Source organism: Shewanella sp. KX20019, from assembly GCF_016757755.1.
Classification (GTDB): Bacteria; Pseudomonadota; Gammaproteobacteria; order Enterobacterales; family Shewanellaceae; genus Shewanella.
Genome location: NZ_CP068437.1, coordinates 1,605,948 through 1,624,701 on the forward strand (window position 1 = coordinate 1,605,948; position 18,754 = coordinate 1,624,701).

Here is an 18,754-nt window from a genome sequence, read left to right on the forward strand (position 1 = left end):
ATGTTTACCGGAATTATTGAATCTGTAGGTCATTTACGAAAAGTTGAACGTCGCGGTGATGATATTCGATTAACCGTTGCCAGCGCTAAGCTTGATCTGTCGGACGTTAAACTCGGAGACAGCATTGCAACCAATGGTGTATGTCTAACCGTGGTTGAGCGACTTGCAGATGGCTATGTTGCAGATATCTCAGCTGAAACGGTTAGTCTTACAGGTTTTGCCAATTATGCAGTAGGCACTGCGGTTAATTTAGAAAAGGCAGTCACGCCAACCACAAGGTTAGGTGGCCATATGGTCAGTGGTCACGTAGATGGTATTGCGCGCGTTGATGACCGACAAGTTCGTGGCCAGGCGCTTGAGTTTTGGTTGTCGCCTCCAGTTGAGCTGGGTCGCTATATCGCTCACAAGGGTTCAATTACCATTGATGGTGTAAGCTTAACGGTTAATGAGGTGCAAGGGCATCGATTTAGACTAACCATCGTGCCGCACACCGCGGGAGAAACAACCTTGGTAAACCTAAAGGCAGGCGATAACGTTAATATTGAAGTTGATCTAATTGCTCGTCATTTAGAAAGGTTGATGAGCTATTCATCTGATCAAACAGAACAACAACCTAAGTCTGAAGTTACCATGGAACTGTTAGCTCGCTCGGGTTTTTTACGTTAAAAACTGGCTTAAGGCGATTTTAAAGATAAAATTTATCTTAAGACGCTCAAAAAAATAATCATTAAATTTATAGGCTGCTTTGCCAGCATAGGCATAAAGGTTAGCGACCTCAGCTAACTGCAGCAATACAATATAAAGGTCTAAACATGGCGCTACATAGTATAGAAGAGATCATCGAAGATATTCGTCTAGGTAAGATGGTTATCTTGATGGATGACGAAGATAGAGAAAATGAAGGCGACCTGATTATGGCTGCTGACATGGTGACGCCTGAGGCGGTTAACTTTATGGCGACTTTCGGTCGTGGCCTTATTTGCCAAACGTTGACTAAAGAACGCTGCCAGCAGCTAAACCTGCCTTTGATGGTCACGAACAACAATGCACAGTTCTCAACCAATTTTACGATGTCTATTGAAGCGGCTGAAGGCGTAACTACCGGTATATCCGCACAAGATCGCGCCGTTACGGTTAAAGCGGCTGTGGCCAAAGATGCTAAGCCTAGTGATATTGTTCAGCCTGGCCATATATTCCCATTGATGGCAAAAGAGGGCGGAGTACTTATTCGCGCTGGTCATACAGAAGCGGGTTGTGACTTAGCTAGGCTTGCGGGTTTCGAAGCTTCATCAGTTATTGTTGAAATCTTAAATGATGACGGCACCATGGCGCGTCGTCCTGATCTTGAAATTTTTGCTGAAAAGCACGGTTTAAAGATGGGCACCATTGCCGATCTAATTGAATATCGCAACACTAAAGAAACCAGCGTAGTACGTGAAGCGCAATGTAAATTGCCTACGCGTTTTGGCGAATTCGATATGTTGACTTTCCGCGACACCATCGATAATCAACTGCACTATGTATTAGTCAAAGGTGCTGTGACTGAGAACATGCTTGTGCGTGTTCACCTGCAAAATACCTTTAACGACCTATTACATTCCGAGCGCGATCAGCAACGTAGTTGGCCGTTAGAAAAAGCAATGCAACGCATTAGCGAAGACGGTGGCGTACTGGTGCTGCTCGGGCATCAAGAACATAGCAGTGACATTTTAGCTAAAGTGAAAGCATTTGAAGCTGAAGATAACGGTAGCGCACCGGTTGCTCCTCAGTGGCAAGGAACTTCACGTCAAGTCGGTGTAGGCTCACAAATTCTAGCGAATGTAGGTGTGACATCAATGCGCTTACTGAGTTCACCAAAGCGTTATCATTCGCTGTCGGGCTTTGGTTTAGAAGTAACTGATTATATAGCAGAATAAAATATTATCTTGGAGGTAAAAACCATCCAGGAGGTAATTTAGTACTTTTCTTATAAATTGCATGGGGATCAGCGTTAATGGCTGTGGTATCATACCGCCTCTTCCGCCCCCATGCTGGGTAATTAAGCTAATTTAGGTAAGATAAATGAACGTAGTTGAAGGTAATATCGAATCGAAAAACGCAAAGATTGCGATTGTAGTTTCACGTTTCAACAGCTTTGTTGTAGATAGTTTGCTTGATGGTGCGGTAGACACTCTTAAGCGTTTTGGCCAAGTTGCAGATGAAAATATCACTGTAGTTAAAGTGCCTGGCGCGGTTGAATTGCCACTTGCTGCACGTCGTGTTGCTGCAAGCGGGAAATTTGACGGAATAATTTCACTTGGTGCGGTTATCCGTGGTGGTACACCTCATTTTGATTTTGTTGCAGGCGAATGTAATAAAGGTTTAGCTCAAGTTGCTCTTGAATTTGATACTCCTGTTTCATTCGGCGTTTTAACCACTGATACTATTGAACAAGCTATTGAACGTTCAGGTACTAAAGCAGGCAACAAAGGCGGCGAAGCTGCTTTGGGTCTGCTAGAGATGGTTAACGTGTTGCAAGCACTTGAAGAACACCTGTAATTTAGGACAATTTAATGAAGCCTTCAGAGCGCCGAAAGGCACGTCGTTTAGCGGTTCAGGCCATTTACTCTTGGCAGCTAAGTGGCAACAATATTGCTGATGTTGAGCATGAGTTTCTAACTGAACAAAATGTTGATGGTGTCGATATAGCTTACTTTCGTGAGTTATTGGCTGGCGTAGCAACAAAGAAAAGCCAATTGGATGAGTTAATCACTCCATTTTTGGTTCGTCCTTTAGATGAAGTTGACCCTGTCGAAAAAGCGATTGTTCGCTTAGCGACTTATGAGCTGACTTTCCGTAAGGATGTACCTTATAAGGTAGCGATTAACGAAGCTATCGAGCTTGCCAAAACATTCGGCGCTGAAGATGGACATAAGTTCGTTAACGGTATTCTGGATAAGCTAGTAGCAAAAACTAAATAGTAAAAACGGCATCTTCGGATGCCGTTTTTGTATGACTAAAAAGAGCACTGCAGTTGTATGGTTAGTGATGGGTATTTGATCGCTGGATATACCGAACGCAACTTAAATAATCGCTAAGACTCTCTTGTTATTTGGCGCTCTTTTTTCTTCAAACCACCTCCTAATTTGTGATTGGTATTGTGAAAGAATTTCAATTAATCGAAAGCTTTTTTACTGGGCGTGCCCAGTCTCGAAAAGATGTGGCGCTCGGCATTGGTGATGATTGTGCCATTGTTGAACCCGCTGAAAATAAGTCAATTGCGATATCGTGTGACACACTAGTGGAAAACGTACACTTTTTTCCTGGTATGCCAGCAAAAGATCTGGGGTACAAATCGCTAGCTGTTAACTTATCTGATCTTGCTTCTATGGGAGCCCAGCCGGCTTGGATGACATTGGCACTTACCCTGCCTGAAGTTGATGAAAACTGGCTTGCGGATTTCAGCGCGGGGCTGTTTGAAATTGCAGAGTATTATGGTGTTGCACTCGTTGGTGGTGATACCACTCGTGGTCCACGAGCCATCACCATTACCATTAATGGCCAAGTACCCAAGCATTCTGGTTTGACCCGTAGCGGCGCCAGAAATGGTGATTGGATCTACGTTACCGGCACATTGGGGGACTCAGCGTTAGGACTCGATCTATTACGTGAAAAAGCGACCTGCAATGAGGACGATAAAAGCTATCTTATTAATCGTCATTACAGACCGACTCCAAGAGTATTAGCGGGCCAAGCACTGCGCACGCTAGCATCGAGTGCTATCGATATATCTGATGGCTTAATCTCTGATATACAGCATGTATTAAAAGCCTCCAATATCGGCGCGACACTAAATGTCGACAAATTACCATTATCTGAACAGTTAAAAGCGAATGTCTCTGCTGAGATGGCGCTAAGCTATGCGCTAACCGGTGGGGAGGATTATGAACTACTCTTTACTGTCTCTGAAGCGCAAAAAGGCGCACTAGAGATCGCACTGGCTGAAACCGGGGTTAAATTTACTCAAATTGGCCAAATTTGCATGGGTGGCAAGTTGAAGCTGTTGTTAGATAAACAGCCATTTGAACCGATTAACCTTGGATTCGAGCATTTTAAGTGATGAATTTACTTTCAAAAGATACAGCGCTGACTAAACTGTCTCTTAAAAATCCCATCCACTTTTTGGCATTAGGATTTGGGTCTGGTTTAGCGGCCAAGGCTCCTGGTACCTTTGGTACTATTGCGGCGATACCGCTTTACTTATTAATGGCGCCACTGAGTTTATCTTGGTATGTCGGTTTGACGCTTTTAAGCGTCTTAATCGGTTTTTATATTTGTGATAAAGCTGCAAATGATATGGGTGTGCATGATCATGGCGCTATCGTCTGGGATGAAATTGCAGGCTTACTTATCACTATGATCGCAGCACCTGCTGGCTGGCAATGGTTGCTCGCGGGCTTTGTGTTGTTTCGTTTTTTTGATATTTTGAAACCTTGGCCAATACGTTGGCTTGATGCCAAAGTACATGGTGGCTTTGGCATCATGATTGACGATGTACTGGCTGGTATATTCTCATTGATGTGCTTGCAAGCTGCAGCTTACTATCTGCTATAAAGCGGCCGTCTGATGCGCTACAGATTGTAGAAAGCAAAAAGGAGCTACTGTTAGCTCCTTTTTTAATGGCGTTTACGTAAGCTAACTTTAATCTCCATTAACTGAGTAGTAGCTCTTTGGCATTGGCAAGGGTATTGCTGGTAATGGTATCGCCTCCCAGTAAGCGAGCTAGCTCTTCAACTCGCTGCTCTTTATCTAGAGCGATCATCGAGGTTTCTGTTTTCCCCGCCTTACTGCTCTTATTCACAAACATATGCTGATGGCCGTTTCCTGCAACTTGCGGCAGGTGTGTCACACAAAATACCTGCGTCGACTCGCCTAAGCTGCGTAACATTCGGCCGACCACCGCCGCTGTTGGACCAGAAATACCGACATCGACTTCATCAAAGATAAGCGTGGGTGTCGCAACTTTTTTAGCGGTTATTACCTGTATGCCAAGTCCTATTCGTGAGAGTTCACCACCTGAAGCAACTTTAGCAATAGGTTGCATAGGTTGGCCGGGATTGGTGGTCACTAGGAAATCGATGGAATCACAACCATGAGGACTGATGACAGCTTCATTAAAGTTAACTTCGATACTGAACTTGCCCTTGGGCATGCTCAGTTCATGAATCGATTGAGTGACTTTCTTATCTAACTCCTTAGCATATCGGCCACGGCTTTGGCTTAACTTCTTTGCATGGTTCAAATAGGCTTGCTGACTATGTTGCAGTTGATTGCGGATCTCATCAAGTTTATCTTCATCAGAGCCAAGCTCGCTGAGTTCATTCAGCAGGCTTTGATGGTGATCATACAGCTCGTTAGCATTGACATGATGCTTGCGCGCCAGTTGCAGTGCTTTAGAGATCCGTAGCTCTAACTGTTCAAAGTATTCAGGGTCTAGCTCTAAGCCATCTAAATATCGCTCAAGCTCACTACTACTTTCTTGTACTTGAATTAGCGCATCATTGAGCATGGCGACGACACTGCCTAGCTCTGCATCATAACTTTCTAAATCTTGCCCCTGACTGATTGAAGTATTGAGTAATGATTCAACACTCGCTTGATCATTATCTTGCAATATAGATAACTGACTACGACAGAGCTCGATTAACGCAGTGCTGTTGGCAAGTTTTTTATGTTCAGCCTCAATGGTTTCAAACTCACCTTTAGCAATGGCAAACTCATTAAGCTCTTCAACCTGATAGTGCAGCAGTTGCTTACGTGCAAGTCTTTCATGCTGTGCTAGCTCTAGTTCATGCAACTGCTTCTCAACGATTTTACATCGATGATAACTAGTGGATACCGTATCGAGTAACATCTTATGGTTGGCATAACTATCAAGCAGAGTGAGTTGATGTTCGCTTTTTAACATTGCATGGTGGGCATGTTGGCCATGGATCCCAATGAGCAGCTGTCCGAGGGATTTTATTTGGGCCAGCGGAACCGGATTACCATTGATATATGCGCGTGAGCGGCCATCACTATTGATTGTTCGCCTTAAAATACACTCATCATCTAGTTCAAGATCGTGGTCTTCTAACCAGCGCTTTGCCAGTGGAATATCAGATAAGGAAAACCTTGCACTCACTTCTGTTTTAGTTGCACCAGGTCGAATGGTATTAGCGTCGGCGCGATTGCCGAGACATAAACCTAGTGCATCAATAGCAATAGACTTACCCGCACCCGTTTCACCGGTGATACTAGTCATGCCGGCTTTAAAATCGAGTTCCAAAAAACGCACAATAGCAAAATTGTTAATGCTGAGCTGACAAAGCATAGTGATGTCCTATCCGAAACACTGTATTAATCCACAGTATATACTGATTTTATATACAGTACAGTGCCAGTTGATTAATTAATCGATATCGGTACATTGTTAAACGGTAGCTATCGTTTTTACAGGAAATTAAATTCAATTAATACAGTTGCTTGATGCAAGGAGGCAGCTACCTGATAATTTTCAACAAGATTTATGAAAGTATCAATTTGCTATAACGTTAGCATAGAGTCTTGTTGTCGTTGTGGAATAACTGGATGTAAGGGCATTGATAACACATTAAATACTAATGTAGCAGGTAGGCTTCTAAAAGCGGTAAGCTTATAAAAGTGAGCAGGGTGCCTAGTAATATTCCCTGAGCACTGGTGATCACTTGGATGTGGTAACGCTGTGCTAGCAGGTAGACGCTAGCAGCAGTGGGAAGCGCTGCTAGTATAACGCCCATGGCAATTAATTGTGGATCAATGTTCAGGCCGAGCATGATCAAGTAAGTTATTAAAGGTTGAAAAACCAGTTTGATGATATTGATAGCGCTGATCTCGGTGAGCTGCTTGAGGCTAATAATGTGGCTTGAGGTTTGGTATTGAGCTGACTTTGCCAGCACCATACCAATCGCAAACAGAGCACAAGGGCTTGAAGTCATACCAAGTTGACGGATGATTAGTGCAATACTTTCTGGTAAGGCAACAGTTAACGCTGATAGTCCAATCCCCACCATACTACCTACTACAATAGGGTTTTTTATTAAGGCGAGGCTAATGATTATTAATGCTGAACCTTGTTTATTTCGACCTATTATCTCTAATGACACCAGCGTGATGGCAAAAATTAGCACCGACAATAAACTGGCGATAGCCGCTGCAGCCAATGCTGACTGATTGCCTGGAAACAACATCGCCATTAGGGGAATACCAATGAAAGCAGTATTGCCAAAAGTGGCATTCAGCGCTCGCATAGATGCTAGCGCATTTTGTGCTGGACTTAGCCAAAGTGAGATTATAAATGTTATCACGTAGCTAATTAGCATGGCGCCACTAAAACCGGCAATATAACCCCAGTGCAGAATGTCGTTGATAGGGGTTTGGGCCAAGGTGATTAACATAATAGCCGGAAACGCAATATAGTAAACATATTGGTTTAAGACTTGATCTGTTTCAGCGGGCAATAGCTTTGATTTTTGAACAAAGGTGCCTATCAACATTATGCCGAATACAGCAAGGAGTGGCGTGATGACTGCTGGCATATCATTCTCTAATGGTGGATTTAAAAAACGGGTAAAAGACGCATAAAATTGAGCTAGAACATTACCATAGTTGTGCTTTGCTATACTATTGATCTTAGGTCGTAGCCGATCCCCTTTGTATACCCATCCTACTTGAAGATGCTCGTTTCAGAGGCGTTGTGCCAGTTCAATTCTAGGCGCGTTAACGTAGAAATGGTTATTCCCTTTTAAATTAATGCAACAACGAAGTGGGCTTGCACAACGCCTTCTGCGATGCGTTTTAATGGGCTTGACTCCGTGTTATTGATTTTACTAAGGGAACGACCATTAGTGGTAATCAATGCCTTGATTAAAGCCCATTAAACTCCCACTGAATCCTGCATCTTCAGGTAAGATGGGGATATTTTTAAACGGCAGGATTTATATCGATGAATAGCAATATTGGCTTGGAATTACAGCTGATCTATCAATTTGTCCATTTAGTTAATGCGGGTAGTTTTTCCCAAGCAGCTAAAGAGTTAGAGATGCCAATTGCAACGGTAAGCCGCAAACTGACTAAATTGGAAACACAGTTAGATAAGCAGTTATTAATGCGTAGTACCCGTAAGCTTCGCCTAACGGAAGAGGGGATAGCGCTGTTTCAGCAGTATCAGGCTATTGTCTCTCAGTTTGACAGCATCAGAGGTGCAGCGGTGGATAAGCCGGAAGGTACCTTAAGAATAGCTGCTCCTGTATCAATTATTTCGATGATCTTCATACACGCCATTAATGAGTTTTGCGAAAAGTTCCCCGACATTCAGCTGCATATAGTGCAAAATAATAACGTGATTGACCTAATTGACGAAGGTGTTGATGTTGCAATTGTTGGTGGAACTCAACCCGATTCGTCTTGGGTTTCGAGTTCTCTTGGCGTGCTCAATTATGGTTTATTTGCTTCTGCAGACTATATGGCTAAAGCACCTAGCTTGTGCCATCCAAGTGATTTGGAACAACACGCCTTGATTAAAGTCTGGCCACTATTTAACTGGACACTAAAGCACTCATCAGGGGAGAGTTTTTATTATGATGGGCCGGCCAAACTGACATTGAGTGAGTTAAATGGTGCTGTTAGAGCTGCAGTTGATAATGGTGGGGTGTTATACGGTCCAACTCTTTTTGTGAAAAACCAGCTTAAGAGCGGTCAATTGATGACACTACTACCTGACTGGATTGGCGAGAAAAGGCGGATTTCAATCTTGTACCATCAGCGTAGCCATCAACCTTTGAAGGTAAAGCTATTTATTGAGTTTATGCAGTCGAAAGCGGAACAGTTGTTTTCAATGGACAGTTAAATGCTGGAGATAATAGTGATGAAAAGCTAGAGCCGCTTTGCTGTTAACAGAGCGACTCTTGTGCCATTTTACTCTACTGGACCGATACCAATATTTGATATGCCGACGGCAACCACTTCTCGGCGGAACTCTTTGACAAAATCGGCTTTAAGGTGCGGGTGCTCTTCGATGGCTTGCAGAAGTAATTCTTGTACCTCCTTTTCCTCAACCATAACCTCATGGTTAAAGATGTAATCATCTAATTCGGTTTCATTTGTAAACTCTTGCTCACAGGTCGCTTCAATATAATTAGCTACCGTGGCAGAGGATAGTTTGCTGATATTGGTGATATCTTCTTCAACCTTGCTTTCTAATGCGCTTAGCAAAGACGTTAAGGCGACCGCTGCATCCATTGCTGGGTAAACACCGTAGACGTCAAAATCAGCAGGCTCTGGCGTATTATCTTCAATACGCTCCATCTGTATCTCTAAATTGAGCTTGAGCTTATTGTCATACATAGACTGCCAAAGCAGGTTTAGCAGTGTATCGAGCACCTTGGGATTGCCAAATTCACACACTTCAGAAAAAAGCTGATAATTGGGCAGCATGCGCTGACATAGTGCGATAGCAAAAAGTTTCTTTTGCGCTAGCGATAGCCCTTTTAAGCGTTGAAAAAAGCCCGGTTTATTTGTCATCTTTTATTTCCACTGATAGCTGGGTGATCACTTGATTAGCGGCTGATTCTACCTTAGTTAGCTCATCAAGTAACTCAAGGATTTCAGGTTCTATATCTTCTACGGCAACACCACGCTTTAATCCTGACTCTATCTCTTGGCAAAGTTGTTGGGTTGTAGGGACACCACAATAACAGCTTGCACCGTGCAGTTTATGGATACAGGTAAGCATGCTTTGCTGATCAAAGCTCGCGAGTGCGCTATTGATATGCTCCAACGTTTCAGGCAGTGATTTTAATAACATCTTCAGCATATCTATTGCTAAGTCAGGTTTGTTATTGGCCTGGGACAAGCACAGTTCCCAATTTAAGATACGCTGATCAAAATGGGTGAACTTAGGTCTGCTTTTCCATTTATGGATCACATCTCTGAGTGCTGCTTCATCAATAGGTTTGGGTAAGTATCCGTCCATACCACTCGATGATATGCGCTCACGCTCTTCAGCGATAGCGTGGGCGGTTACCGCTATAATGGGGGTATTGCGATTTGCTGAATTCTGTCTTATCTGTCTAGTGGCACTAATGCCATCAGTGCCAGGCATCTGAATATCCATAAAAATAAGATCGAAACTGCGCTGCTTTGCAATTGTGACTGCAGCATCACCATTATCGACGATGATCACATGGGTCACTAACTCTTTTAGTAGTGTGTCGATAAGCTTTAAATTGGCCGGATTATCGTCAACCGCCAGTACGGTTAAGTTTTCTCTCACCTCGGGAGTGGCTTGCATTGCAAGCATTGGTAAGGCTTCTGCTTCAAGTGATGACTGCGGATCTATTAAGCTACTCGATAGTTTTTTCTCACCAATAGGCATGGTGAGTTGCTTGTCGATATAGGGGCGGATTTGTGAAAAGAGCTCTTCACTTTCTACGCAGTTGCTGATCAACATTAAGTAATTAATTTTTTGCTTGGCAACTTTAAGTACATCAATAGCGTTGCCCCCAGCAGCGATCCCTTTACAACTAAAGAGCCCATAATCAAACAAATGACTTGACTGGGTTACAATAAATTCGAGCTGTTTGCTACTGGCAACATTGGTGACTTTAAGCCCCCAGCGCAGCAGCATACGTTCAACGGCATGATGTGATAATGGGTTTGGTTCAAACAATAAAATGCTTTTATTCTTAAGCGTGCCAATCGGCAAAGTATCGCTGATGGGATATTGGCTTAGATTAAGTGGTAGTGAAAACCAGAAGGTAGAGCCTTGCTGTGGCTCGGAGTTACAGCCTATTTGGCCGCCCATGCGGTTCACCAAGCGTTTGGTGATTACCAGCCCGAGCCCGGTGCCGCCAAAGCGTCTTGAAATGGATGAATCGGCTTGGCCGAAAGCTTGGAATAAAGAGCCCAGTTTTTCAGCATCAATACCAATCCCTGTATCAATAATTTCACTGCGGACATGTACTTTTCCGTCGGCTATCTCTTCGAGTTGCATCTTAAGCTGCACACTGCCACTGTCGGTAAATTTAATCGCATTGCCCACCAAATTGGTCAGGATTTGGCTAAAACGCATTGCATCGCCAGTTACATCCTCTGGAATGCGCGGGTCAACATCGACCACCAACTCAATCTCTTTTTCTTGTGCACTGCTAGATAACATCGTCACGGTTTCTTCGATGACTTCACGTAAAGAGAACGGCATATTCTCTAACACCATCTTGCCCGCTTCCAGCTTAGAGAAATCCAAAATATCGTTAATGATACTAAGCAGATTTGTTGCACTGCCCTCAATGGTGCGAATATAGTCTTGCTGACTGGAGTGCAATGGCGTTTTTAACAACTGTTTTGCAAAACCAATAACACCATTGAGTGGAGTACGCAGTTCATGGGACATGTTGGCTAGGAATTCTGATTTAATTCGACTCGCCTCCAGTGCTCGCTTTTTGGCGATGTCTAGTTCAACGTTTTGGATCTCAATCTGTTCAAGAGTTTCCCGCAAATCAGATGTGGCTTGGTCAATATTTTGTTGCATCTCATCATGGTATTCGGACAATGATCCTGCCATGGCATTGATGCCGCGTTTGAGTAAGTCTAGCTCACCAATGAGGTTGCCTGTTAAACGGGTGTCAAGTTTACCCTCACGAATTTTTGCCACCACTCGTACCATTTCGGTAATGGGTTGGGTGACGTTTTTAACCAATCTGAATGTAAAGAATAGGTTCAGTTGCACTCCAATAAGTACAATGATGAATGCGGCTACAGCGGCTCGATGTTGTTCAAGCAGCGCATTTTCTCTATTGATCAATATCGATATGTAACCGAGCTTAACCGTCTCTATTGAGATTTGGTTGTTATTTTCATCGAAGGTATCGACGGGATTGATGGCGTTGTTTTTAAAAATAGGGCTGCGCAAAATCATGCTGTCACCAACTTGTTCCAGTTCAGTTCTTAGCATAGAACTGAGCGGTTTGTCGTAACGCATGACTTCATGGTTTTTATAATGGTGCGAGGTTACGACAACGCGGTTGTTGACATCAAAAATAGCAATAAATTGCACTAAAGAGGCTTTGTTGAGCTGGGCGGCGGTGATTAAACGCTTGGTGGTTTCAAAATCTTTACTGTCTAAACCTACCTCAGCGGCAATGGCTAAAGGTTCGATGATATTACTTGCTTGCTCTATGAGTGTTTCTTCAAGTTCATAGAATCTATTTATGGTAAAATAACTGCCCAATAAAATACCCACTAAAATAGTCGGAGCTAGCGCCAATACCAGAACCCATGAACGTAGGCTGTACTTGGTCATATTATTGGCTTCATTCATGAGACGTTTGCGTTACCGATAAATATAGTGAGAGTATTCGATAGACTGCCAGTAACAGCCTGTGTTGGCCAGTTTTTTTATCTATTTAGAGAGTAAAATGGCACAATTTTTTAAAGCAAAACCAAATAGATCTAAACAATTATCCTCTAAATTGTCTTTAGCGGTGACAAAGCTGGATCATCTCGGTGCAGGTATTGCTCATCATCAAGGTAAGATAGTGTTTATCAACGGCGCTCTTGCTGGCGAAACCGTGCAAGTACAGCTTACCGAGCAGAAGAAGAAGTTTTCTAGAGCAAAGCTGTTAAAGGTTGAAAATCCATCAAGCCAGCGGGTCGAGCCCCCGTGCCCGCATTATGAACAATGTGGTGGCTGTGATTTGCAGCATCTGGATGTTGATGCTCAACGGGCACACAAAGCTAAGGCACTGCAGGAGTTAGTGGCTAAATTTGCTCAAACCCAGGCAAGTGAAGTCTGCGACACATTGAGTGACTCCCCGTGGCATTACCGTAGACGAGCCCGTTTAGCGACTTGGTTTGACCGTAACACTAAACATGTCAGTTTAGGCTTTAGAGCAAGTAGTAGCAGTGATGTCGTAGAGATCCAATCATGTGCTGTACTTGCAAAGCCACTGTCGGCATTAATCCCCGACCTTGCTTATCTACTCAATCAGCTCAGCGGTAAGAAAGCATTAGGCCATGTAGAGTTGACCCAGGCTGACAACGGCATTTTTGTCGTTCTGCGCATCACCAAAGCTTTATCCGATAAAGATCGTCAGCGTCTGGCCGCTTTTGGTCAGAGCAATGAGCTTAACCTTGTATTGCAAGACGATGATGCCGCGACTGAGTATCTTAGCGGTAAGGCTGAACAACCATTCTATGGCTTTAGTGACAGCAATGTAGAACTTAAGTTTTCAGCAGGTAACTTTATTCAGGTTAATGCGGCGGTTAACCAAGCAATGGTAAAGCAAGCGGTAGATTGGCTTGACCCTCAAGCTGGTGAACGAGTGCTCGATCTGTTTTGTGGTATCGGCAATTTTAGTCTGCCATTAGCTAAAAATGGCGCTGAAGTGATTGGTGTAGAAGGGGTGCCGGCAATGGTTGCTCAAGCAGAACTTAATGCACAACATAGCGGTTTAGATAAAGTCTCTTTTTTCCATACCGACTTGAGTGCTGATCTGTCACAAGAGCCGTGGCTCGGTAAAGTTAATAAAATGCTCATTGATCCAGCCAGAGCAGGAGCCTATGAAAGCATGTTATCGCTAAAGAAGCTCAATCCTAAAGCCTTGGTCTACGTATCTTGTAACCCTGCAAGTTTAGCGCGTGATAGTGAAGTGATATTGAAGCAAGGTTATAGCCTTAAAAAAATCGCAATGGTGGATATGTTTCCACAAACCCACCATTTAGAATCAATGGCGTTATTTGAACGCGATTAACAGACAATTTTAGTTACGATTGTCAGCGTTTGTTCATTGACAATATTCGCTGAATGCTGAAGATAGAGGGTCTGAATTTTAAAAGGTTTGGATTAATATTTTTGGTTTAATCCACCTCGGGATGTAAAGGAATAATAGACGATGGTATCAGTTCGTGAAGCACATTTTAGCGACCCTCACTTTCAACTAGAAGAGTGGGTGAAACGTTATATTAGTGATTCCAACGAAGCCAAAACTCTTTTGGAGTTGATAGCGCAGGTTGAGTTATTAGTTGGCCAAAATAAAGAGGTCAACCTTCCTGTGCTGCAACGGGCTCGCGAGATGATTGAAATTCTTGCACCTTTGAATATGGATATCGAAACCCTGCAAGCGGCAATATTGTTTGTTGTTTTTGATGCGGACTTAATCACTCAAGAAGATATTCATGAGCGCTTTGGCCCTAAGCTTGAAATTCTAGTCTCTAGCGTTGAAACCATGAATGCTATTGGTGCGTTGAAAATTGACAATCAGACCCGTAATGGTGAGCCGCAAATCGATAACATTCGTAAAATGTTGCTGGCAATGGTTGAAGATGTGCGCGCAGTGGTCATCAAACTCGCAGAGCGTATCTGCTTATTGCGTGAAATAAAAAATGCCGATGAAGAAGTTAAAGTGCTCATCGCCAGAGAGATTGCCGACGTGTATGCGCCACTCGCCAACCGTCTTGGTATTGGGCAGTTAAAATGGGAGCTAGAAGATATCTCTTTTCGCTACCTGCATCCGCAAACCTACAAAGATATCGCCAAGCAACTTGATGGTAAGCGCATTGACAGAGAAACCTTTATCGATGACTTTGTCAGCCAGTTGCAAGCGCGTCTAGATAAGGACGAGATCCGAGCCAAGGTATATGGCCGTCCAAAGCACATATACAGTATCTGGAAGAAGATGAATGGCAAACAACTTACATTTGATGAGTTGTTTGATGTACGAGCGGTACGAATTGTCACCGACAGACTGCAAGATTGCTACGGGGCCTTGGGTGTGGTGCATACCCTTTGGCATCATATCCCTAGCGAATTTGACGATTATGTCGCAAATCCGAAACCAAATGGCTATCAGTCGATCCACACGATTGTAGTGGGACCTGAGGGCAAGACCGTTGAGATCCAAATTCGTACCGAGCAGATGCATGAAGATGCAGAGCTCGGTGTCGCTGCCCACTGGAAGTATAAAGAGGGTAGTGGCAGTGGTGGCGGTAAGCAAAGTGGTTACGAAGAGAAGATTAATTGGTTACGTAAGATTTTGCAGTGGCAAGAAGATGTTGCTGAAAGCGGTAACCTGGTTGAGGAGGTGCGTAGCCAAGTCTTTGAAGACCGTGTCTATGTCTTTACCCCAAGTGGCGAAGTGGTTGATCTACCGCTGGGTTCTACTGTTCTTGATTTTGCCTACTATATTCATTCACATGTTGGGCATAAATGCATTGGTGCTAAGGTTGATGGCCGTATCGTACAGTTTACTTACCAAGTTGAAACCGGACAGCGGATTGAGATCATCACCTCTAAAAACCCTAATCCGAAAAGAGACTGGCTTAACCCAAGCTTAGGCTACATTAAAACTTCGCGGGCTCGTTCTAAGATCCAGCACTGGTTTAAGCAGCAAGACAGAGACAAGAATATTATCGCCGGCCGAGAAATGCTGGAGACCGAGCTTGCACGAACTAATTTAAAGATAAAAGACGCTCAATCGGCGGTGGAACGCTTTAACATGGTTAGCATGGATGATCTCCTTGCGGGGATCGGTGGAGGTGATGTTCGTCTGAACCAAGTTGTTAATCATGTGCAAAGTAAGCTGCGTACCAACGAGCTGTCTGATGAAGAGGTGCTCGAAGACCTGGTGAAAAAGAGCCATAGCAAACCGGCAAGAAAGGGCTCTGGTCAGGTAGAGGTTAATGGCGTAGGTAATCTTATGAGCCATATTGCTAAGTGCTGTCAACCCGTTCCCGGTGATGAAATTTTTGGCTTTATTACTAAAGGCCGCGGCATATCCGTACATCGCGCCGATTGCGATCAAGTCAAAGAGCTTATTCGTGCTCATCCAGAACGCTCTGTTGAGGTTGTCTGGGGAGAGAATTACTCAGGTGGCTACAAAATTCGTTTGCGAGTGATAGCAAGTGATCGTTCGGGACTGCTTAGAGATCTTACTTCGGTATTAGCCGCTGAAAAGTCTAACGTATTGTCAATGAGTTCGACATCGGATGTGAAAACACAAACTGCAGCCATTGAGTTAGAGCTTGAACTGTACAATTTGGATGGTCTATCGCGCGTCGTTGCTAAATTGTCGCAGGTCGATGGCGTCAGCGAAGCCCGCAGAGTATAACTCGCACCAAGAATAGGTAATAGATGAAAGAGCCAGTGGGAAACATGCAGCCTTTGCTGACGATAATGCAAAAGCTGCGAGACCCAGAAACGGGTTGCGACTGGGATAAAGCACAAACTTTCCAATCTATCGTGCCCTTCACGTTAGAAGAAGCCTATGAAGTGGCAGATACCATCGAGCGTGTTGCACTCGATGAACTGCCTGATGAATTAGGTGATCTACTGTTTCAGGTGGTGTTTTACTGCCAGCTGGGTAAAGAGCAGGGAATGTTTGATTTTGATACCGTTGTTAACCGTATTTGCGATAAGCTAACTCGACGCCATCCCCATGTTTTTGCTGATCTCAAAAGTAGTAGCACCGAGCAGATAAAACAAAACTGGGAAAAAATTAAGGCGTCTGAACGCGTAGAACGTGAGCAGCATTCTGTGCTAGATGATATCCCTCTAAACCTCCCGGCACTTTCTCGCTCAATAAAAATTCAAAAAAGAGTATCCGGCGTCGGTTTTGATTGGCCTGAGTTACCTCCTGTGGTTGCAAAAATCCACGAGGAGATAGAAGAGGTACTTTTTGAAGTCGAGCAAGAAAATATTGATCATAATAAAGTTACTGACGAAATGGGCGACTTATTATTTGCTGTAGTCAACTTGGCAAGGCATCTAGGTGTAGAGCCAGAAAAAGCCTTAAGACAAGCAAATCAAAAGTTTGAACGACGTTTTCGTGGTGTAGAGGACTATGTTGAACAGGATGGAAGAGCGTTTGATGAGCATACGTTAGTGGAGCTCGATAGATACTGGGACAAGGTCAAAGTGAGTGAGTCGAACAAATAATCTGAATTTAAGGTTAATTCTAGTTTGTCGAATCGATGATGCTTTGGTATAATATTGCCCCGTCCTAGTGCTTTCTTACAAGCACATATTTCCAACTCATTTTCTCAGGTTCAGCATGACTACAAGGTATATCTTCGTTACTGGTGGCGTCGTTTCATCACTAGGTAAAGGCATTGCAGCAGCATCTTTGGCTGCAATTTTAGAGGCCCGTGGCCTAAACGTAACCATTATGAAGCTGGATCCATATATTAACGTCGATCCAGGTACCATGAGTCCAACACAGCACGGTGAAGTGTTTGTGACTGAAGACGGCGCTGAAACCGATCTTGACTTAGGTCATTATGAGCGTTTCATTCGTACCAAGATGAATCGTCGTAATAACTTTACCACTGGCCGTATTTACGAAGAAGTATTACGTAAAGAGCGTCGTGGCGATTATTTGGGGGCCACAATTCAGGTTATCCCTCATATCACTAATGCCATTAAAGAAAAGGTTCTTGCTGGTGGCGAAGGTCACGATGTTGCCATCGTTGAGATTGGCGGCACAGTAGGTGATATTGAATCACTGCCTTTCCTTGAATCTATTCGTCAGCTGGGTGTTGAACTCGGCCGCGAAAGAACCCTATTTATGCATCTAACTTTGGTGCCATTCTTAGGTGCTGCTGGCGAAGTTAAAACCAAGCCAACCCAACATTCAGTTAAAGAGCTGCGTTCTATCGGTATCGCTCCTGATGTTTTAGTTTGTCGTGGTGACCGTCCAGTACCTGCAAATGAAAAAGCGAAAATATCGCTATTTTGTAATGTAGAAGAACGTGCCGTTATCTCGCTTAAAGATGTCGACAGTATTTATAAGATCCCTGCGTTGCTAAAAGCACAGGGGCTTGATCAACTCGTCACTAAGCGTTTTGGAATTGATTGTCCTGAAGCTGACTTACACGAGTGGGAAAATGTTATCTATCAAGAAGCTAACCCAACTGGCGAAATCGTCATTGGTATGGTTGGTAAATACATTGAGCTACCAGATGCTTATAAGTCAGTAAACGAAGCCTTGAAGCACGCCGGTCTGTTTAATCGTGTATCAGTTCAAATTAAGTACATTGATTCTCAGAACGTTGAAGCCAAAGGCGAAGAGATCCTTCAAGGTCTTGACGGTATCTTGGTTCCTGGCGGGTTCGGCGAGCGTGGCGTAGAAGGTAAAATCATGGCGGCTAAGTACGCTCGTGAAAATAATCTACCTTACTTTGGTATATGCTTAGGTATGCAAGTAGCGCTAATTGAGTTTGCACGTAATGTTGCTGGCCTTGAAGGTGCACATTCAACTGAATTCAATAAAGAGACTCCGTATCCTGTTGTTGGTTTAATCACTGAGTGGATTAACGAAGAGGGTAACGTTGAAGAGCGTCATGAAACGTCAGACTTGGGCGGTACTATGCGCTTAGGTGCTCAACTATGTCATCTAGAGGAAGGCACTAAAGCCGCTGCAGCCTATAAAGGTATCAGCTGTGTTGAGCGTCATCGTCATCGTTATGAAGTGAACAACAACTTTAAAGACCGTCTTGAAAAAGCAGGTTTGATTTTTAGTGGTCTATCATCAGACCGCCAACTGGTCGAAATGATTGAACTACCAAACCACCCATGGTTTGTAGCGGGTCAATTCCACCCTGAATTCACATCGACACCTCGTGATGGTCAGCCATTATTTGAAGGGTTTATCGCAGCAGCCGCCGCGTATCAAAAACGCGATTTAGGCTAAACCAAACTATT

15 protein-coding genes are annotated in these 18,754 nt (G+C 43.8%); 11 read left to right on the top strand and 4 right to left on the bottom strand.

What is annotated here, in order from left to right; all coding sequences use genetic code 11:
• The 6 genes from JK628_RS06995 to JK628_RS07020 all read left to right on the top strand — a co-directional run bounded on the left by JK628_RS06995 (position 1) and on the right by JK628_RS07020 (position 4,593).
• Complete coding sequence (locus JK628_RS06995) at positions 1 to 666, top strand: riboflavin synthase (protein ID WP_202288775.1); 666 nt, start codon at positions 1 to 3, stop codon at positions 664 to 666.
• A 146-nt stretch (positions 667 to 812) separates the two neighbouring features.
• Positions 813 to 1,916, top strand: coding sequence for a bifunctional 3,4-dihydroxy-2-butanone-4-phosphate synthase/GTP cyclohydrolase II (gene ribBA / locus JK628_RS07000; RefSeq protein ID WP_202288776.1), 1,104 nt, complete (start codon positions 813 to 815; stop codon positions 1,914 to 1,916).
• A gap of 145 nt (positions 1,917 to 2,061) precedes the next feature.
• Complete coding sequence (ribH, locus tag JK628_RS07005) at positions 2,062 to 2,538, top strand: 6,7-dimethyl-8-ribityllumazine synthase (RefSeq protein WP_202288778.1); 477 nt, start codon at positions 2,062 to 2,064, stop codon at positions 2,536 to 2,538.
• 14 nt (positions 2,539 to 2,552) lie between these two features.
• Positions 2,553 to 2,960, top strand: coding sequence for a transcription antitermination factor NusB (nusB, locus tag JK628_RS07010; RefSeq protein ID WP_202288780.1), 408 nt, complete (start codon positions 2,553 to 2,555; stop codon positions 2,958 to 2,960).
• A 179-nt stretch (positions 2,961 to 3,139) separates the two neighbouring features.
• Positions 3,140 to 4,099, top strand: a complete 960-nt coding sequence (gene thiL, locus JK628_RS07015; protein ID WP_202288782.1) for a thiamine-phosphate kinase — start codon at positions 3,140 to 3,142, stop codon at positions 4,097 to 4,099.
• Positions 4,099 to 4,593 carry a phosphatidylglycerophosphatase A family protein gene (locus JK628_RS07020; protein ID WP_202289737.1) on the top strand — a complete coding sequence of 165 codons (495 nt, stop codon included), beginning with the start codon at positions 4,099 to 4,101 and terminating at the stop codon, positions 4,591 to 4,593. The genes thiL and JK628_RS07020 overlap by 1 nt, the downstream gene beginning before the upstream one ends.
• A 97-nt stretch (positions 4,594 to 4,690) precedes the next feature.
• On the opposite strand, the gene recN is transcribed toward JK628_RS07020, so the two are convergent.
• Both recN and JK628_RS07030 read right to left on the bottom strand, forming a co-directional pair.
• Positions 4,691 to 6,352, bottom strand: coding sequence for a DNA repair protein RecN (gene recN / locus JK628_RS07025; protein ID WP_202288784.1), 1,662 nt, complete (start codon positions 6,350 to 6,352; stop codon positions 4,691 to 4,693).
• A gap of 286 nt (positions 6,353 to 6,638) precedes the next feature.
• On the bottom strand, positions 6,639 to 7,595 hold the full coding sequence (locus tag JK628_RS07030) for an AEC family transporter (RefSeq protein WP_202288786.1): 957 nt from the start codon (positions 7,593 to 7,595) through the stop codon (positions 6,639 to 6,641).
• A gap of 407 nt (positions 7,596 to 8,002) precedes the next feature.
• On the opposite strand from JK628_RS07030, the gene JK628_RS07035 reads away from it, so the two are divergent.
• Positions 8,003 to 8,905, top strand: coding sequence for a LysR family transcriptional regulator (locus JK628_RS07035; protein ID WP_202288788.1), 903 nt, complete (start codon positions 8,003 to 8,005; stop codon positions 8,903 to 8,905).
• A gap of 68 nt (positions 8,906 to 8,973) precedes the next feature.
• Here the strand turns inward: JK628_RS07035 and JK628_RS07040 are convergent, their stop codons facing one another.
• Together JK628_RS07040 and barA are read right to left on the bottom strand one after the other, a co-directional pair.
• Positions 8,974 to 9,579, bottom strand: coding sequence for a YjaG family protein (locus JK628_RS07040; RefSeq protein WP_202288790.1), 606 nt, complete (start codon positions 9,577 to 9,579; stop codon positions 8,974 to 8,976).
• Positions 9,569 to 12,376, bottom strand: a complete 2,808-nt coding sequence (barA, locus tag JK628_RS07045; RefSeq protein ID WP_202288792.1) for a two-component sensor histidine kinase BarA — start codon at positions 12,374 to 12,376, stop codon at positions 9,569 to 9,571. Before barA ends, JK628_RS07040 begins: the two co-directional genes overlap by 11 nt.
• Before the next feature lie 97 nt (positions 12,377 to 12,473).
• Here barA and rlmD point away from each other — a divergent pair, with 97 nt between their 5' ends.
• From rlmD to JK628_RS07065, 4 genes are all read left to right on the top strand, one after another.
• Complete coding sequence (gene rlmD / locus JK628_RS07050) at positions 12,474 to 13,808, top strand: 23S rRNA (uracil(1939)-C(5))-methyltransferase RlmD (protein ID WP_202288794.1); 1,335 nt, start codon at positions 12,474 to 12,476, stop codon at positions 13,806 to 13,808.
• Positions 13,809 to 13,949: 141 nt separating this feature from the next.
• Positions 13,950 to 16,163: a GTP diphosphokinase gene (relA, locus tag JK628_RS07055; protein WP_202288796.1), complete on the top strand. Its 2,214-nt coding sequence runs from the start codon at positions 13,950 to 13,952 to the stop codon at positions 16,161 to 16,163.
• A 23-nt stretch (positions 16,164 to 16,186) separates the two neighbouring features.
• Positions 16,187 to 16,990 (top strand): nucleoside triphosphate pyrophosphohydrolase, encoded by an 804-nt coding sequence (gene mazG / locus JK628_RS07060; RefSeq protein WP_202288798.1) that lies wholly within the window; start codon positions 16,187 to 16,189, stop codon positions 16,988 to 16,990.
• A gap of 115 nt (positions 16,991 to 17,105) precedes the next feature.
• Positions 17,106 to 18,743, top strand: coding sequence for a CTP synthase (locus JK628_RS07065; protein ID WP_202288800.1), 1,638 nt, complete (start codon positions 17,106 to 17,108; stop codon positions 18,741 to 18,743).
• Positions 18,744 to 18,754 lie beyond the last annotated feature (11 nt).

Bases quoted from the DNA above. Each gene is read 5' to 3' on its own strand.
- nusB (WP_202288780.1), top strand. From the start codon at position 2,553: ATGAAGCCTTCAGAGCGCCGAAAGGCACGTCGTTTAGCGGTTCAGGCC.
- JK628_RS07040 (WP_202288790.1), bottom strand. From the start codon at position 9,579: ATGACAAATAAACCGGGCTTTTTTCAACGCTTAAAAGGGCTATCGCTA.
- ribBA (WP_202288776.1), top strand. From the start codon at position 813: ATGGCGCTACATAGTATAGAAGAGATCATCGAAGATATTCGTCTAGGT.
- JK628_RS07030 (WP_202288786.1), bottom strand. From the start codon at position 7,595: ATGCCAGCAGTCATCACGCCACTCCTTGCTGTATTCGGCATAATGTTG.
- mazG (WP_202288798.1), top strand. From the start codon at position 16,187: ATGAAAGAGCCAGTGGGAAACATGCAGCCTTTGCTGACGATAATGCAA.
- JK628_RS07065 (WP_202288800.1), top strand. From the start codon at position 17,106: ATGACTACAAGGTATATCTTCGTTACTGGTGGCGTCGTTTCATCACTA.
- ribH (WP_202288778.1), top strand. From the start codon at position 2,062: ATGAACGTAGTTGAAGGTAATATCGAATCGAAAAACGCAAAGATTGCG.
- rlmD (WP_202288794.1), top strand. From the start codon at position 12,474: ATGGCACAATTTTTTAAAGCAAAACCAAATAGATCTAAACAATTATCC.
- recN (WP_202288784.1), bottom strand. From the start codon at position 6,352: ATGCTTTGTCAGCTCAGCATTAACAATTTTGCTATTGTGCGTTTTTTG.
- JK628_RS07020 (WP_202289737.1), top strand. From the start codon at position 4,099: ATGAATTTACTTTCAAAAGATACAGCGCTGACTAAACTGTCTCTTAAA.
- JK628_RS06995 (WP_202288775.1), top strand. From the start codon at position 1: ATGTTTACCGGAATTATTGAATCTGTAGGTCATTTACGAAAAGTTGAA.
- relA (WP_202288796.1), top strand. From the start codon at position 13,950: ATGGTATCAGTTCGTGAAGCACATTTTAGCGACCCTCACTTTCAACTA.
- barA (WP_202288792.1), bottom strand. From the start codon at position 12,376: ATGAATGAAGCCAATAATATGACCAAGTACAGCCTACGTTCATGGGTT.
- JK628_RS07035 (WP_202288788.1), top strand. From the start codon at position 8,003: ATGAATAGCAATATTGGCTTGGAATTACAGCTGATCTATCAATTTGTC.